The sequence below is a fragment of the Micrococcus sp. IITD107 genome, assembly GCF_041927415.1.
In the GTDB taxonomy this organism is placed as follows: Bacteria; Actinomycetota; Actinomycetes; order Actinomycetales; family Micrococcaceae; genus Citricoccus; species Citricoccus terreus.
Genome location: NZ_JBHFFN010000002.1, coordinates 303,407 through 318,603 on the forward strand (window position 1 = coordinate 303,407; position 15,197 = coordinate 318,603).

Below are 15,197 nucleotides of genomic sequence, written 5' to 3' on the forward strand. Positions count from 1 at the left end.
GAAATGAGTGCCATCAATTCGACATCCGACTTCATGGTCGCGCCAGGAGCTGACGTTGCAGACAGTGCGTCTATAGGGGCCGGGTCCAAGATCTGGCATCTGGCTCAAGTTCGGGAGTCAGCACAGATCGGTACCGGATGTGTGGTGGGCAGGGGCGCCTACGTGGGCATTGGCGTCCAGATGGGCGACAACTGCAAAGTTCAGAACTACGCGCTCGTCTATGAGCCTGCTCATCTGGGCGAGGGAGTGTTCGTTGGTCCTGCTGCGGTTCTGACCAACGACACCTATCCGCGGTCCATCAATGCAGACGGCTCGCTGAAGTCCGCTGACGACTGGGCGCCAGTGGGCGTACGCATCGGACAGGGTGCGTCTATCGGCGCGCGGGCTGTCTGCGTGGCACCCGTAACTATCGGGGCATGGGCCATGATCGCCGCTGGCACGGTAGTGACCAAAGACGTTCCAGACTACGCATTGATGGTCGGTGTGCCGGCTCGTCAGATCGGGTGGGTCGGGGAGTCTGGACGGCGGCTCGAACGGAGAGATGAGCTCTGGGAATGCCCAGTGTCGGGGAATCAGTATCAAGAGCACGACGGACGACTGACGAAGGTAGGACAAGACAGTGGCATTTGACGGACAGCTCATCCCGGTCGCAAAGCCGATCATTGGCGATGAAGAGCGCTCAGCGGTCGACAAGGTGCTCTCCATCGGCATGGTCGCTCAGGGGCCAGAAGTAGCGGCCTTCGAACAGGAGTTCAGTGAGATCCTTGCTCCCGGAACGCGGAGCATAGCCCTCAATTCTGGGACGTCAGCGCTCCACCTCGGACTCCTCGCAGCGGGGATCGGGCCCGGTGATGAGGTCATCGTGCCTGCTTTCACGTTCGCGGCCACGGCGAACTCTGTCGCTCTCACCGGTGCAACTCCGGTGTACGCGGACATCGACCCACGCACCTTCAATCTGGATCCGTCCAGTGCAGAATCTGTCATCACGGACAAGACCAAAGGCATCATACCCGTCCATCTCTATGGGCAGGCCGCCGATATGACCTCATTCCAGCGCATCGCGGACGAACACGGGTTGCTGCTCTTCGAGGATGCCGCGCAGGCGCATGCCTCCAGTTGGAATGGGAAACCTGTCGGCACCTTCGGTACCTTCGCGGCCTTCAGTCTCTATCCGACGAAGAACATGACCTCCGGTGAGGGTGGCATGGTCACCACCCAGAGCGATGATCTCGCTCGGTCTGTGCGCCTGTATCGCAATCAGGGTATGGAGCAGCAGTACCGGAACGAAGTCATCGGCTTCAACAACCGGATGACGGACATTCACGCGGCCATCGGCCGGGTGCAGCTGACCAAGGTCATGAGATGGACCAGTCAGCGACAGGGCAACGCCGCCGTGCTCAACGACGGACTCGCCGCGATCTCCCATGTCGATACCCCGCATGTGGCCGAGGGAGCTGGCCATGTCTACCACCAGTACACCATCCGGCTTCAGGGAGCGTCCGGTGCAGACCGTGACGAGTTCGTCCGCGCGCTGAAGGACGAGTACGGAGTGGGTTCCGGGGTCTACTACCCGGTGCCCGTCAACGAATTGGAATCGTTCCGTGTCGAAGCTGATCTCCCGGTCACCCGTGAGATCTCGACGCAGGTGGTTTCGCTCCCCGTTCATCCTTCTCTGCAGGCGGAGGACCTCGATCGGATCGTTGCTGCGGTCACGGCCGTAGCGGGAGCTGGAGCATGATCCGTCTGGGACTGGTCGGTCTGGGCATGATGGGACGGCACCATGCTCGTGTGGCACGGACCATCGAGGGAGTCGAACTCGTTGCGCTTGCTGATGCGTTCGGTGACAGCCATGGTGCCGCTGGCGGTTTGCCGGTCTACTCCAGTGTCGAGGAACTCATTGGTCATGGCATCGATGCTGCGGTCTGTGCAGTGCCGACGAGCATGCATGAGGAAGTAGGGATGAAGCTCGCCGAAGCTGGTATCCATGCCTTGGTGGAGAAGCCCATCGCGTCCACTTCTGAGGCTGGACGTCGGCTGGCAGAGGCTTTTTCATCTCGTCGGCTGGTCGGTGCAGTGGGCCATATCGAGCGCTTCAACCCCGCGCTTCAGGAGCTCAAGAGACGGTTGAATGCGGGCGAGCTAGGGAGGATCTACCAGATCGCCACCCGCCGCCAAGGACCTTTCCCCGATCGCATCACCGACGTGGGCGTGGCGTTGGACTTGGCCACGCACGACCTGGACCTGACCATGTGGATCGGGGACTCGACCTTTGAGCGGATCTCCTCTGAGAACGTCGTCGTTGCTCGGGACGGTCACGAGGACCTCGTATCTGTCACCGGCCGGTTGGAGAACGGGGTGGTCACCAATCATCTCGTCAACCGCCTCTCGCCCATGAAAGAACGGGTCACAGTTGTCACCGGAGAAGCTGGTGCATTCGTAGCGGACACCCTGACGGCTGATCTGACCTTCTTCGAGAACGGCAAGGTCAAGACGTCCTGGGACACGGTGGCGAACTTCAGGGGTGTCAGCGAAGGGAACATGACCCGGTTCGCCTTCACCAAACAGGAACCGCTCCGCTCAGAACACGAGGCTTTCAGGGACGCCATTCTGGGCACTCGCCATGATGTGGTGACGATGGAAGAAGGACTCCGAACCCTGGCGGCTGCAGAAGCCGTCATTGCTGCCAACTGATGTCACCAAACTCCCGCACTCTGAGATCAGCACCCGATACCGCTGACATGTTTGAGACGTGAGATAATCGGGGAGGCCAGAAGACCCGGCACTGCCAGCACACTGGTGGAGCCGGGTCTTCTCATTGAGTCTGTCCTTAGATGAGGAGAACCATGTTCGAGATGACGACCGGTATGCCCTATCCGTTGGGAGCCACCCCGGATGATGAGGGCACTAACTTCGCCATCTCCGTGGGCAAGGACGCTGAGAAGGTCGTGCTCTGTTTGATCGACGCCGAGGGCGCTGAGGAATGCCTCGAGCTCACGGAGCGGTCCGGGAACACCTGGCACGCGCACGTGGCGGGTGTGGGCGGAGGTCAGCTGTACGGGTACCGGATCCACGGACCCTGGGACCCGGCCCGCGGGCTGCGCTTCAACCCTGCCAAGATCTTGATCGACCCCTACGCCAAGGCGATCGAGGGCGACTTCAACTGGGGCCAGCACCAGTTCTCCTACAGCTTCGACAACCCGGACGAGATCGACTCCACCGACTCCCTGGGCCACACCATGGTGGGCGTGGTGATCGACGACGAGGACTTCGACTGGGGCGAGGACGAGCGTCCCAACATCCCCTTCAACGAGACCGTCATCTACGAGACCCACCTCAAGGGCCACACCCAGCTGCACCCGGACGTCCCCGAGGAGCAGCGCGGCACCTACGCCGGCATGGCCCACCCCAAGGTGCTCGAGCACTTCAACCGTCTCGGCGTGACCGCCGTGGAACTGATGCCGGTGCACCAGTTCACCAACGACTCCCACCTGCAGGACAAGGGCCTGTCCAACTACTGGGGTTACAACACCCTGGGCTACTTCGCCCCGCAGAACACCTACTCCGCCTCCGGGGACCGCGGCCAGCAGGTCCGCGAGTTCAAGGAGATGGTCAAGGCCATGCACGCCGCCGGCCTCGAGGTCATCCTCGACGTGGTCTACAACCACACCGCCGAGGGCAACCACATGGGCCCCACCCTGTCCTTCCGCGGGATCGACAACCCCGGGTACTACCACCTGGTGGAGGGCGACGAACGCCACTACATGGACTACACCGGGACCGGGAACTCCCTGGACCTGTCCAACCCCATGGTGCTGCAGATGGTCATGGACTCCCTGCGCTACTGGGTGGAAGAGATGCACGTGGACGGGTTCCGGTTCGACCTGGCCACCACCCTCACCCGCGCCGAGGGGGAGCAGGGCCCGGACATGCTCTCCAGCTTCTTCCAGGTCATCCGCCAGGACCCGGTGATCCGCCAGGTCAAGCTGATCGCCGAGCCCTGGGACGTGGGCTGGGCCGGATACCAGGTGGGCAACTTCCCGGGCCTGTGGAGCGAATGGAACGGCAAGTACCGGGATGTGGTCCGCGACTTCTGGCGCGGGGAGCCCGGCACCCTGGCCGAGTTCGCCACCCGCATCACCGGCTCCGCGGACCTCTACGAGGAGGACGGCCGCACCCCGCGCGCCTCGGTCAACTTCATCACCGCCCATGACGGCTTCACCCTCCGCGACCTCGTCTCCTACAACGAGAAGCACAACGAGGCCAACGGCGAGGACAGCAACGACGGCGAGAGCCACAACCGCTCCTGGAACTGCGGTGTTGAAGGCCCCACGGACGATCCCGAGGTCAACCGCCTGCGCGCCCAGCAGCAGCGAAACTTCCTGGCCACCCTGCTCTTCAGCCAGGGCGTGCCCATGATCAGCCATGGTGACGAGCTCGGCCGCACCCAACAGGGCAACAACAACGTCTACTGCCAGGACAACGAGCTCTCCTGGATCCACTGGGACCAGGCCGACGAGAAGCTGATCGAGTTCACCGCCAAGATGATCGGGCTGCGCCACCTGCACCCGGTGTTCCGCCGCCGCGACTACTTCGACGGCCGCCCCATGGCGCGCGAGGACAGCACGGACCTGCCGGACATCGTCTGGCTCGAGCCGGACGCCACGGCCAAGGACGAGTCCGACTGGGACTCCTACCACGCCAAGTCGATCGCGTTCTTCCTCAACGGCCATGACCTGCCGGCCTCCGGCAAACACGGAGCCTCCGACGACGACCACGACTTCTACATCCTGCTCAACGCTCACTGGGAACCGGTGGAGTACACCCTGCCCGGTGAGCCCTTCCCGTCCCAGTGGAACCTGGTGGTGGACACCGCCAGCGCCTCCAGCGACGTGCTGGCCTTCACCGCCGGGGACAAGGTCACCGTTCCCGGGCGCGGCATCGTGATCCTGCAGTCCACCGACCGCTGACACGCTGAGGCAGGGGAGCCGATCATGACCTGGATGGTGACCGGGGGAGCCGGATACATCGGATCCCACGTGGTCCATGCGTTCCTGGACGCAGGGATCCCCGTGGTGGTCCTGGACAACCTCTCCACCGGCCATCCGGAGTTCGTCCCCGAACAGGTGCCGTTCATCCAGGCCGACCTCAACGACACCGCCCAGGTGACCCAGGCCCTGCGTGAGCACCACGTGACCGGGATCGTCCACGTGGCCGGGTTCAAGTACGCCGGAGTCTCCGTCCAGCAGCCCCTGCAGACCTACCGGGACAATGTCTCCGGCACGCTCAGTGTTCTGCAGGCCTGCCGGAACGCCGGTGTGCAGAACGTGGTGTTCTCCTCCTCTGCCGCAACCTACGGCACCCCTGCCACGGACCTGGTCACCGAGGACACCGCCACCCGGCCGGAGTCCCCCTACGGGAAGTCCAAGCTGATCGGCGAATGGCTGCTGGCCGACGAGGCCCGGGCCACCGGACTGCGGCACACCTCCCTGCGCTACTTCAACGTGGTCGGCTCCGGGCACCAGCACCTGGTGGACACCAGCCCGCACAACCTCTTCCCGCTCGTGTTCGACGCACTGATCGAGGGCCGCGCCCCGAAGATCTTCGGCGAGGACTACCCCACCGAGGACGGCACCTGCGTGCGGGACTACATCCACGTGGCCGACCTGGCCGTCTCCCACGTGGCCGCCGCCCGGCGACTGGAGGCGGGGGAGGAGCTCGCTCCGATCTACAACCTCGGCTCGGGCAGCGGGACCTCCGTGCGTCAGATCATGGACGCCATGGCCGCCGTCACCGGACAGGACGTCCAGCCCGAGGTCCACCCGCGCCGCCCCGGCGATCCGCCCAGGATCGTGGCCGACGGCTCCCTGGCCGCCAGGGACATCGACTGGACGATGCGCCACTCTCTGGAGCAGATGGTGGGATCCGCCTGGACCGCACGGCAGCAGTGGCAGGCCCGTGGCCGGGCCTGACCGGGCAGGATCACGACGACGCCGCCGTCACCCGCTCCGCTGGGTGGCGGGGATCCTCGTCACCGTGCTGGCCGTCGTCGGGGCCGTGCTGGCCTGGCTGACGCTGAACCCGCGGACCAACCCGGCCGAGCACGTGGACGCCCTGGTGGTGCTGGCCACCCAGCCCGGCGCGCACCAGGAGGCCCTGCGCCTGGCCGACGCCGGGGTGACGGACCTGCTGATCGTCTCGAACCCGCCGGACCACGAGTTCGACCTGTGCACCGAGCAGGACCTGCCCGCCGAGATCGTCTGCTTCGTGCCCGAGCCCACCACCACGCAGGGAGAGGCGATCATCGGGACCCAGCTGGCCCGGGACCACGGGGCACAGACCCTGGGCGTGCTGACCTTCGATCACCACATCGAACGCTCCCGCCTGGTGTTCGAGCGCTGCTGGGACCAGGACCTGCACCTCTATGAGTTCCAGCCGCCCCGCCAGACCCGGCACCACATCTACGACTTCGTCTACGCCATGGCCGCCTACGGCAAGACCTTCGTGGTCCCCGGGTGCCAGACGCAACCGCCGGGCTGGCTGCAGGAGCCGATCGAATGGATCAAACGGGTCCGCTGAGCACCCTGGCTAGGATGAACAGATGATCATCGGCATCGGCGTGGATGTGGTCCAGGTGACCCGGTTCGAACAGCAGCTCAACAAGGCCCCGGCCCTGCGGGAGCGGCTCTTCACCCCGGCCGAACGGGCGCTGAACATGCGCTCCCTGGCCGCACGTTTCGCCGCCAAGGAGGCCGTGGCCAAGGCCCTCGGCGCCCCCGCAGGCATGAACTGGCAGCACTGTCAGATCGACCTGGACGGGGCCGGCGCCCCGCACGTCAACGCCACCGAGACCGTCGCTGAGGTGGCCAAGGCCCGCGGCGTCAAACGCTGGCACCTCTCCCTGAGCCATGACGGTGACGTGGCCACCGCCATGGTGGTGGCCGAGGGCTGATGCTTCCCGCCTACACCGGCACCGCCGTCCGCGCCGCCGAACAGCCCCTGCTGGATGACGGGCAAGGGGATGCTCTCATGCGCCGTGCCGCTTGGGGTCTGGCCCAGCACGTGCTCGCCGAGCTGCGCCGGCGCGGACCGGTGGCTGGATCCACCGTGGCCGCCCTGGTGGGCAGCGGCAACAACGGGGGAGACGCCCTGTGGGCGCTGAGCTTCCTGCGCCGCCGCGGAATGCGCGCAGTGGCGGTTCCGGTGGCGGACCGCCTGCACGACGACGGCCACGCGGCACTGCTGGCAGCCGGCGGTCAGGTGGGGGAACAGGTCCCCTCTGGCACCGCCGTGGTGATCGACGGGATCCTGGGCACCGGCGCCCGCGGTGCGTTCGAGCTGCCGGACGGACTGGTGCTGCCCGAGGGCGTGACTGTGGTGGCCTGCGATGTCCCCTCCGGTGTGGACGCGGACACCGGGCAGGTGCTGGGCGAGGTGATCCCTGCCGATGTGACGGTGACGTTCGGGGCGGTCAAGGCCGGGCTGCTCCTGGGCGCCGGGGCACAGGCGGCCGGGCGCGTGGAGCTGGTGAAGATCGGGCTGGGGCCGCACCTGGGCGCCCCGGACCTGGTCTCCGCGCAGGAGACGGAACTGCGTGCGGTGTTCGCCCCGCCCAGGTGGGACGACCACAAGTACTCCCGTGGCGTGCTGGGCGTGGCCGCCGGGTCCGAGCAGTACCCCGGGGCGGCTGTCCTGGTGTGCCGGTCGGCGCTGAACTGCGGACTGGGCATGGTCCGTCTCGCGGCACCCGAGGGCGTGCGCCAGCTGGTCCTGGCCGCTGCCCCGGAGGTGGTGGCCCAGGACGAGGTCGGCGGGAAGGCCACCGCCTGGGTGTGCGGGCCCGGGCTGGGGGAGGACGGCTCCGCCCGGGATCGGCTGGCCGCCGTGGTGGCCCTGGCCGCCAAGCAGGCCCTGCCCGTGGTGCTGGATGCCTCCGCCTTGTCCCTGGTGAGCCTGGGCCAGGTGAGGCGGATGCGTGCTGGAGGTGCCGTCGTCGTGATGACCCCGCACCGCGGGGAGCTGGTGGCCCTGGCGCGGCGGCTGGGTGCTGACGCCGGTCTGGACGCGAAGCACTGGGAGGCGGAGCTGGACACGGACCCAGTGTGTGCCGTGCGCGAACTGGCCCAAGCCCTGGACGTGGTGCTGGTGGCCAAGGGCCCCTCCACGCTGATCGTGCCCCCGGAGCCGGAGGGTTCCGCCTGGGTGCAGACCGAGGGCGGGGCGGAGCTGGCCACCGGCGGGACCGGGGACTGCCTGGCCGGGCTGATCGGGGCGGCCCTGGCGCGGGCGCAGACCGGGAGTCCACGGGAGATGGCCGTAGCGGTGGCCGCGGCCGTGCGCCTGCACGGGACGGCGGGCTCTCAGGCGGGGCAGGACGGGCCGTTCGGGGCCTCGGTGCTGCCAGATCAGATCAGGAGCGTGATCGCCACTGCGGCAGGGAGCCGATGGCGAAGATGAGCCCGATGACGCCGGCGGCGCCCCACAGCAGACCTGCCACCGGCCGATAGGCCTCCAACGGAACTCCTGCCGCCCTGCTCTCTGCACCCCCGGACGCCAGAGCGACGGTGACAGGTGGCGCGGCGACGAGCAGCGCGATCCGCCGCACCAGAGTGCGCTGCCAGGAGACAGGGGGCGCACCGGCGTCGCCCCGCAGTCCAGCCTCCGCCGTCGACTCGACGACGGGCTCCTGATGCCTTCCGGGTGCCTCAGCCACCGGTCACCACCTCCCCCAGTACCTGGCGGCCCGATCCAGTGAGACGATGCGGGCCGACTGTCCCTCCAGATCCAGGATTCCCTGCGCGTCAGTGCGAGAATGGGCGGACCATGCCTGAGACCACACCCCCCACCTCTGCACGGACCAACGGTCCGCAGGACTCCGCACACCCTGGCGCCCGGGACGGCGGCGACCGCGCTGGGACCGCACCCACCGGGCCGGCGGAGCGGGCCGTCGTCGTGGACCTGGCCGCCATCCGCCACAATGTGGCGACCCTGCGCTCCTGGGTGCAGCCCTCCGGCCTGATGGCCGTGGTGAAGGCCGACGCCTACGGGCACGGCATGATCCCCGTGGCCCAGGCCGCCCTGGAGGCCGGCGCCATCTGGCTGGGCGTGGCCCACGTGAGCGAGGGGCTGCAGCTGCGCGCAGCCGGGGTCAGCGCCCCCACCCTCGCCTGGCTGCACACCACCTCCACACCGTTCGGCCGCGCGATCGAGGCGGACGTGGACCTGGGTGTCTCCGGGTGGGAGCTGGAGCCGATCGCCGAGGCCGCCCAACGGCTGCAGCAGCCGGCCCGCGTGCACCTGAAGGTGGACACCGGGCTGGGCCGCAACGGGGCCACCCTGCAGGACTGGCCCACCGTGACCGCCCGCGCCGCCGAACTGCAGGAGCAGGGGCTGATCCGCGTGGTGGGCGTCTTCTCCCACCTGGCCGTGGCCGACGACCCGGACCGGGACGAGGAGAACGATGAGCAGCTCGCCCTCTTCCACCAGGCCGTGGAGACCGCCAAGGCCGCCGGGCTGCACGTGGACGTGCGCCACCTGGCCAACACCCCCGCCACGCTGGCCCGGCCGGAGACACACCTGGACCTGGTGCGCGTGGGACTGGGCATCTACGGGCTCAGCCCCTTCGACCGCCGCCCGGCCTCGGACTTCGGGCTGCAGCCAGCGATGAGTGTGACCACCACGGTGGCCAGCAGCAAGACCGTGCCCGCGGGGCAAGGTGTCTCCTACGGCTACCTCTACCGGACGGCGCAGCCCACGCGGCTGGCCCTGGTGCCGGTGGGGTATGGGGACGGCATCCCCCGTACAGCCGTGGAGGCCCCGGTGTGGATCGGTGGGCGGCGTGCCGAGGTGGCCGGCCGAATCGCCATGGACCAGTTCGTGGTGGATCTGGGCACCGAGGAGAACGTGGCGCCGGTGGGCTCGCCCGTGGAGCTGTTCGGACCCGCCTCCGGGATCACCGCCGACGACTGGGCTCGCGCCGCGCGGACCATCAACTATGAGATCGTCACCCGCCTGGGCGCACGCATCCCCAAGATCCACGTGGACACCCGTCCCGGGCAGGACGTGGGCTCGCTGACCGGGGAGGGGCGGTGAACGGGGCGCCGGAGCCAGTGCTGCGCGCTGAGGTCCGGCTGGAGAGCGCCGCCGCCACCCAGGCCTGGGCCCGGCGGCTGGCCGGGATGCTGCGTGCCGGGGACGTGCTGATCCTCACCGGTGAGCTCGGGGCAGGCAAGACCACCTTCACCCAAGGGCTCGGCGCAGGACTCGGCGTGCGCGAGGGCATCATCTCCCCGACGTTCGTGCTCTCCCGCATCCACCCCTCCGAGCGTGCCGCGCAGGATGCAGCAGACCCCGCCGCGGTGGACCTGGTCCACGTGGACGCCTACCGGCTCGGCTCCGCCGGCGAGCTGCTGGACCTGGACCTGGACGCCACCCTGGACCGTTCCGTGACCGTGGTGGAATGGGGCCGCGGGATGGCCGAGGTGCTCGCCGGATGGCCGGAGGACCCGGAGGCGTCTTGGCTGGACATCGAGCTGGTCCGCGCCGTGGGCGCAACGCCAGGCGCCGTGCCTGCGGTCGGTGCGGGGCCGCCGTCGGGCATCATCACCGACTTCTCCGAGGATGAGGACGCCACCGACGAGGTCCGCTCCGCGGTGGTCACCGGGTACGGACCCCGCTGGGACAGACAGACCCTCCCGGCGGCGTGACGGCGCGCCGCAGGCGCCCATGGGGAGTTCTCCCCATCGCGGCGGTCTGCACGGTTCCGTAGCGTGTTCACGAAGAGTTCCCCTTGCAGAGGAGTACCGGATGCCACGTCCGCCAGCCCTGACCCTGGACCTGCCCCGAGGGTGGGTCGGGTACCGGGTGCAGGGCTTCCACCTGGTGGCGGCCGGGCCCGGAGACGCCGTGAGCAGCCCGCGGCTGATCGCCGCCACCTACCACGGGAACCCTGCTGACGTGGATCAGCTGGGCCGGATGTACGTGGTGGAGGACACCGTGGCCGAGGTGGCCGGACTGCCCGCCCGCCGTGTGGACCTGACCCGGTGGAACGGAGACGCCGCCGTGTTCACCCGCCGCTGGCTGGTCCAGCAGGCTATGCCGGAGGGACGGGCCACCCTGGAGATCAGCGCGCACTGCCTGGTCAGCGACTACCAGCACTACACCCACGTCTTCAACACCGTGGTGGCCGGGGCGCGTCTGCACGGGCAGCGCGGACGGACGGTGGCGGCCGGGGCTGCGGCCTGATGCGGTCGGCACGCGCAGCCGGACGAGGGAGCGGCGAGGGCCGGGACCCCAGACGCAGTCTCAACGGGAGCAACCTGCCCGGCCGGCCCGTCCAGGACGTGGACCAGCTGACCGCGCTGGTGTCCGGGCAGGACCGGCGCCAGGAGATCAGCCCGGAGGACCCGGCGCACGCGGACAGCCAGGACCTGGAACTGCTCCAGCGCATCCACGGCCTGGGGCCGCTGGGACCGTTCGCCAGCCTGCGGCACCGCGGGTCCGTGAACCGCCTGGTCCGCGAGGGACTGCTCACCCTGGACGGCGTGCTGGACACCGCCGGCGAGGGGTTCATGGGGCCTATCTCCGACGCGCACGACGTCCTGGCCGTCCGCGGACGCTGTGGAGGGCAGCGCACGCTCATGCAGTGCTGGATGGCCGGGGGCACAGCCTCCGTGGTCAGCGGACCGCCCGGACCGGACCTGGTGGCCTCCGTGGACGGCCTGGACCGCCGCCGCTACACCGCCCTGACCATGGACCGCAGCTCCCTGGCCTCCCACGCCTGCGCCTGGGCCGGGGTGCGGACCTTCCCGGCAGCATTGGGCCAGGAACTTCTCATCCCGGAGGATGTGTTCACCCAGCGGGTGTCCGACTCCTGCACGCCCCTGCCACCGTTGCCGCAGATTCGGGTGGCTGCGGGGAGGACCGGGGGCGGCGTTGACCCGAGCGAGGACCCGGAAGCACAGCCGACCCTGGAGATCGACCCGGAGGTGCTGACCGGCTGGTGGAGCGAACCCTGGTTCGTCTGGGAGGTCACCTCCGCACGGCTGGGCGTGAACCTGGGGCTGATCAGCGCGCACGGCGCCGGCAACTACGTGTTCGGCGGCGACCGCGTGGCCTCTGAACGGGCCGGGGAGCCCCTGGTGCGCGTGGCCCCGGTCAGCGCCCAGTCCGTGTGGGAGACGCTCTGGCTGCTCGCCCACGGCGGGGGAGAGGACGGTGCCGCGGGCCGATCCGTGCTGGAGGGGAAGCCACAGCGCGGACCGTTGGGCGCTGTTCCCGTGCTGCCTCGGCACCTATGAGCCCAGGACCGCTCCCTAGACTGGAGCCGTGCCCACCTCCCCTCATGCATCCCCTGACACCACCTCTGTGACCGACCCCGGCTCTGGCAGCCCGGACGGCCCGTTGCTGGCCATCGACGCCTCCGCCACCGCCAGCGCCGCCGTGGTCCACCGGGGTGAGGTGCTTGCCCGATTCGCCAGCACCGAGACCAACACCCATGCTGAGGTGCTCACCCCCGCTGTGCAGCAGGTGCTGGCTGAAGCGGACGTCGAGGCGAGGGATCTGGCCGGTCTGGTGGCCGGCGTCGGGCCGGGTCCTTTCACCGGGCTGCGCGCCGGGCTGGTCACCGCCCAAATCCTGGGCTTCGCCTGGAACCTGCCGGTCTACGGGGTGATGAGCCTGGATGCGATCGCGCTGCCGGCCGCTGAGGAGGCGTTCCGGGCCGGTGTGGAGGAGTTCGTGGTGGCCACCGACGCCCGCCGCAAGGAGGTCTACTGGGCGCACTACGCCAGTGTGGGCGGGCAGTTCCAGCGCCTGCACGGGCCGTTCGTCACCGCCCCGGCGGAGGTGACCCCGCTGCCGGCCTACGGTGCCGGCGCGGGCCTGAACGCGGACGTTCTGCACGCGGTGGAGGGCTTCTCCCACGCAGTTCCCGACGCCGGCCAGTTGGGTCTGGTGGGCGAGCTTGCCCTGCGCAGGGGGCGGGGTCTGATGCCGGTGGTGCCCCTATACCTGCGGGACTCCGACGCCAAGGTCCCCGGCCCCCGCAAGAGAGCAGGGACCGGGTCCCGCTGAGGTGGGATGAGCGTCAGGGGGTGGCGCGGCGGATCAGCCCGTAGCCCAGGGCGGTCAGGGCCGCTGCGGCTGCCACCAGCCAGACGGACAGGGTCAGTGGAGTCTGCTCCACGATCCACTGCCAGAGAGTGGGCAGGGCGTCGTTCTGGATGACCAGCAGCAGGATGGCCGCCAGCACCACCACCAAGCCGAGGATGATCAGCCAGAGCTGCATCACCGAGACCCGCTTGTAGAGCATGGCGCTGACGAACCCCACGAGCATGACCACCAGGCACACCAGAGTGGCGAAGACGCCGGCACCGACCGCGCCGTTCTGCATCAGGTAGGGCAGGGCGAAGTTGTAGGCATGGATGCCGAACCCGTCCGTGGCCTGCTCCAGGGCGGCGCCGATCCCGAACAGCAGCCCGAAGCCCGCGGAGACCGCCAGAAAGGCCAGCGCCGTGCCGGTCATGTACACCCGGCGGCTGTAGCTCAGGGCCAAGCCGAACGGGAAGGTGTGACTGGCCGCGTACGCCGCCATGAACGCCACCGTCCAGATGGCCGCCTGGGATGCCCCGGTGGAGATGGGGCTGCCGGCGTTGACGCCCTGGTCCAGGATGGAGCGCAGCCACACGGCGATGCCCAGGGCGATGAGCCACGAGACGACGAAGACCACCAGGGGGACCCAGACCATCTGCCGGACGATGAACTGCAGCCGGAATGCGCTGAGGATGCGGGAGCGGTGAGCCGGTGCTGGGGCTGCGGCTGGTGTGGCTGTGGGTGCGGTGGGCGTGGTCATCGTGCCGCCTCCTCGTTCTGGTTCTGGCGCTGGTCCTCACGGGAGGTCAGGTGGACCACCAGCTGTTGGAGGGAGACCGGGACCAGGTCCAGGTCCAGTTCGGTCACGCGGCGGCGTTCGGCCTCGGTGAGCGGCCCGAGCACGGTGGCCCGGGCCATTCGGCCCATGGTCTCGCGGTGCAGCAGCTCCTTGCCGGCGGTGATCTCGGCCACCGAGTCGGCATGGCCCACCAGGGTGACGGCCTTGCCGCGCAGCTCGTCCACGGACTCGTCCAGCATGATCCGGCCGTGGTCGATCACCACCACGTTCTCGATCAGATGGGCGATCTCGTCGATCAGGTGCGAGGAGAGCACGATGGTGCGCGGATGCTCGGCGTAGTCCTGCAGCAGTCGGTCGTAGAAGAGCTGCCGGGCCACCGCATCCAGTCCCATATAGGGCTCATCGAAGAAGGTCACCTCAGCGCGGGAGGCCAGGCCGATGATCACCCCGACGGCGGACCGCTGCCCACGCGACATCTTCTTGATGCGGGTCTTCTCCGGGACGTGGAACTCTCGGATGAGCTGCTCGGCGAACTCCTGGTCCCAGTGGGAGAAGGCGTCCCGGGCGGCCTGGAAGGCGTGCTTGGCCAGGGCGTCATCCATATAGCGCTGCTCCTCCCGCACGAAGCAGATCCTGGGCAGGACCTTCTCGTTCTCATGCGGGGTCTGTCCGAACACCTCGACCTGACCGGCGCTGGGCCAGTCCTGCGCGGTGATGATGGACATCAGGGTGGTCTTGCCAGCGCCGTTGCGCCCCAGCAGTCCGTGGATGACGTCCTGCTCGAAGGCGACGGACACATCGTCCAGGGCCGTGGTGCTGCCGTAGCGCCGTGAGACGCCACGGACATCGATCGCGGTGGCCATCAGGCACTCTCCTCTCAGGTCAGTGATGCCCGCGAGTGCGGATCATCTCCATGACCTCGGGGATGGCCAGTCCCACAGCGTGGGCCTCCGAGAGCATGGGGTCGAGGTAGGTGCTGGCGAAGCGCTGACGACGTTCCGAGCGCAGGGTCTGATGCGCTCCCTCGGCGACGAACATGCCCAGGCCGCGGCGTTTGGTCAGGATCCCGCGGTCCACGAGCAGGTTGATGCCCTTGGCGGCCGTGGCTGGGTTGATGCGGTGGAAGGCGGCCAGCTCATTGGTGGACGGTGCCCGCTCACCTTCGGCGAGGGTCCCGTCCAGGATGGAGCCCTCGATCTGTTCGGCGATCTGCACGAACAGCGCCTTGCCTTCTTCCACTGCGTCACCTCCTGCCGGGGCCTGGCTCTGCCGGTTCTGTCTGTCCGTCAGACTAGCGACAACACCACCT

At 68.5% G+C, this 15,197-nt stretch carries 17 protein-coding genes; 13 read left to right on the forward strand and 4 right to left on the reverse strand.

Features of this window, described 5'->3' with window-relative positions; translation table 11 throughout:
- Nucleotides 1-3: 3 nt before the first annotated feature.
- The 8 genes from ACEXHE_RS05785 to ACEXHE_RS05820 all read left to right on the forward strand — a co-directional run bounded on the left by ACEXHE_RS05785 (nucleotide 4) and on the right by ACEXHE_RS05820 (nucleotide 8,454).
- Nucleotides 4-630, forward strand: a complete 627-nt coding sequence (locus tag ACEXHE_RS05785; RefSeq protein WP_374785040.1) for an acyltransferase — start codon at nucleotides 4-6, stop codon at nucleotides 628-630.
- Nucleotides 620-1,738: a DegT/DnrJ/EryC1/StrS family aminotransferase gene (locus ACEXHE_RS05790; protein WP_374785041.1), complete on the forward strand. Its 1,119-nt coding sequence runs from the start codon at nucleotides 620-622 to the stop codon at nucleotides 1,736-1,738. Before ACEXHE_RS05785 ends, ACEXHE_RS05790 begins: the two co-directional genes overlap by 11 nt.
- Nucleotides 1,735-2,691, forward strand: a complete 957-nt coding sequence (locus tag ACEXHE_RS05795) for a Gfo/Idh/MocA family oxidoreductase (RefSeq protein ID WP_356968052.1) — start codon at nucleotides 1,735-1,737, stop codon at nucleotides 2,689-2,691. Before ACEXHE_RS05790 ends, ACEXHE_RS05795 begins: the two co-directional genes overlap by 4 nt.
- Nucleotides 2,692-2,843: 152 nt before the next feature.
- The gene (gene glgX, locus ACEXHE_RS05800) at nucleotides 2,844-4,967 is read left to right on the forward strand and encodes a glycogen debranching protein GlgX (RefSeq protein ID WP_374785042.1); all 2,124 of its coding nucleotides are present in this window, start codon (nucleotides 2,844-2,846) and stop codon (nucleotides 4,965-4,967) included.
- 24 nt (nucleotides 4,968-4,991) lie between these two features.
- The gene (galE, locus tag ACEXHE_RS05805; protein WP_374785043.1) at nucleotides 4,992-5,969 is read left to right on the forward strand and encodes a UDP-glucose 4-epimerase GalE; all 978 of its coding nucleotides are present in this window, start codon (nucleotides 4,992-4,994) and stop codon (nucleotides 5,967-5,969) included.
- On the forward strand, nucleotides 5,956-6,576 hold the full coding sequence (locus ACEXHE_RS05810) for a YdcF family protein (protein ID WP_374785044.1): 621 nt from the start codon (nucleotides 5,956-5,958) through the stop codon (nucleotides 6,574-6,576). The genes galE and ACEXHE_RS05810 overlap by 14 nt, the downstream gene beginning before the upstream one ends.
- A gap of 22 nt (nucleotides 6,577-6,598) precedes the next feature.
- The gene (locus ACEXHE_RS05815) at nucleotides 6,599-6,949 is read left to right on the forward strand and encodes a holo-ACP synthase (protein ID WP_374785045.1); all 351 of its coding nucleotides are present in this window, start codon (nucleotides 6,599-6,601) and stop codon (nucleotides 6,947-6,949) included.
- Nucleotides 6,949-8,454, forward strand: coding sequence for a bifunctional ADP-dependent NAD(P)H-hydrate dehydratase/NAD(P)H-hydrate epimerase (locus tag ACEXHE_RS05820; protein WP_374785046.1), 1,506 nt, complete (start codon nucleotides 6,949-6,951; stop codon nucleotides 8,452-8,454). The genes ACEXHE_RS05815 and ACEXHE_RS05820 overlap by 1 nt, the downstream gene beginning before the upstream one ends.
- Here ACEXHE_RS05820 and ACEXHE_RS05825 read toward each other — a convergent pair.
- Nucleotides 8,408-8,710, reverse strand: coding sequence for a hypothetical protein (locus ACEXHE_RS05825; protein ID WP_374785047.1), 303 nt, complete (start codon nucleotides 8,708-8,710; stop codon nucleotides 8,408-8,410). The genes ACEXHE_RS05820 and ACEXHE_RS05825 overlap by 47 nt on opposite strands.
- 110 nt (nucleotides 8,711-8,820) lie before the next feature.
- Here ACEXHE_RS05825 and alr point away from each other — a divergent pair, with 110 nt between their 5' ends.
- From alr to tsaB, 5 genes are all read left to right on the forward strand, one after another.
- On the forward strand, nucleotides 8,821-10,089 hold the full coding sequence (alr, locus tag ACEXHE_RS05830) for an alanine racemase (RefSeq protein WP_374785048.1): 1,269 nt from the start codon (nucleotides 8,821-8,823) through the stop codon (nucleotides 10,087-10,089).
- The gene (tsaE, locus tag ACEXHE_RS05835; RefSeq protein ID WP_374785049.1) at nucleotides 10,086-10,703 is read left to right on the forward strand and encodes a tRNA (adenosine(37)-N6)-threonylcarbamoyltransferase complex ATPase subunit type 1 TsaE; all 618 of its coding nucleotides are present in this window, start codon (nucleotides 10,086-10,088) and stop codon (nucleotides 10,701-10,703) included. Before alr ends, tsaE begins: the two co-directional genes overlap by 4 nt.
- Before the next feature lie 100 nt (nucleotides 10,704-10,803).
- Nucleotides 10,804-11,241, forward strand: a complete 438-nt coding sequence (locus tag ACEXHE_RS05840; RefSeq protein WP_374785050.1) for a hypothetical protein — start codon at nucleotides 10,804-10,806, stop codon at nucleotides 11,239-11,241.
- A gap of 98 nt (nucleotides 11,242-11,339) precedes the next feature.
- Nucleotides 11,340-12,296: a hypothetical protein gene (locus ACEXHE_RS05845; RefSeq protein ID WP_374785051.1), complete on the forward strand. Its 957-nt coding sequence runs from the start codon at nucleotides 11,340-11,342 to the stop codon at nucleotides 12,294-12,296.
- Between the two features lie 103 nt (nucleotides 12,297-12,399).
- Entirely contained in the window at nucleotides 12,400-13,071 is a 672-nt protein-coding gene (gene tsaB / locus ACEXHE_RS05850) for a tRNA (adenosine(37)-N6)-threonylcarbamoyltransferase complex dimerization subunit type 1 TsaB (protein WP_374785251.1), read from the forward strand.
- 13 nt (nucleotides 13,072-13,084) lie between these two features.
- Here tsaB and ACEXHE_RS05855 read toward each other — a convergent pair whose 3' ends face one another.
- The 3 genes from ACEXHE_RS05855 to ACEXHE_RS05865 are packed head-to-tail and all read right to left on the reverse strand — an operon-like array spanning nucleotide 13,085 to nucleotide 15,127.
- Entirely contained in the window at nucleotides 13,085-13,849 is a 765-nt protein-coding gene (locus ACEXHE_RS05855) for a hypothetical protein (protein WP_374785052.1), read from the reverse strand.
- Nucleotides 13,846-14,751, reverse strand: a complete 906-nt coding sequence (locus tag ACEXHE_RS05860; RefSeq protein WP_374785053.1) for an ABC transporter ATP-binding protein — start codon at nucleotides 14,749-14,751, stop codon at nucleotides 13,846-13,848. The genes ACEXHE_RS05855 and ACEXHE_RS05860 overlap by 4 nt, the downstream gene beginning before the upstream one ends.
- 19 nt (nucleotides 14,752-14,770) lie before the next feature.
- Complete coding sequence (locus ACEXHE_RS05865) at nucleotides 14,771-15,127, reverse strand: GntR family transcriptional regulator (RefSeq protein ID WP_374785054.1); 357 nt, start codon at nucleotides 15,125-15,127, stop codon at nucleotides 14,771-14,773.
- Nucleotides 15,128-15,197: the final 70 nt, after the last annotated feature.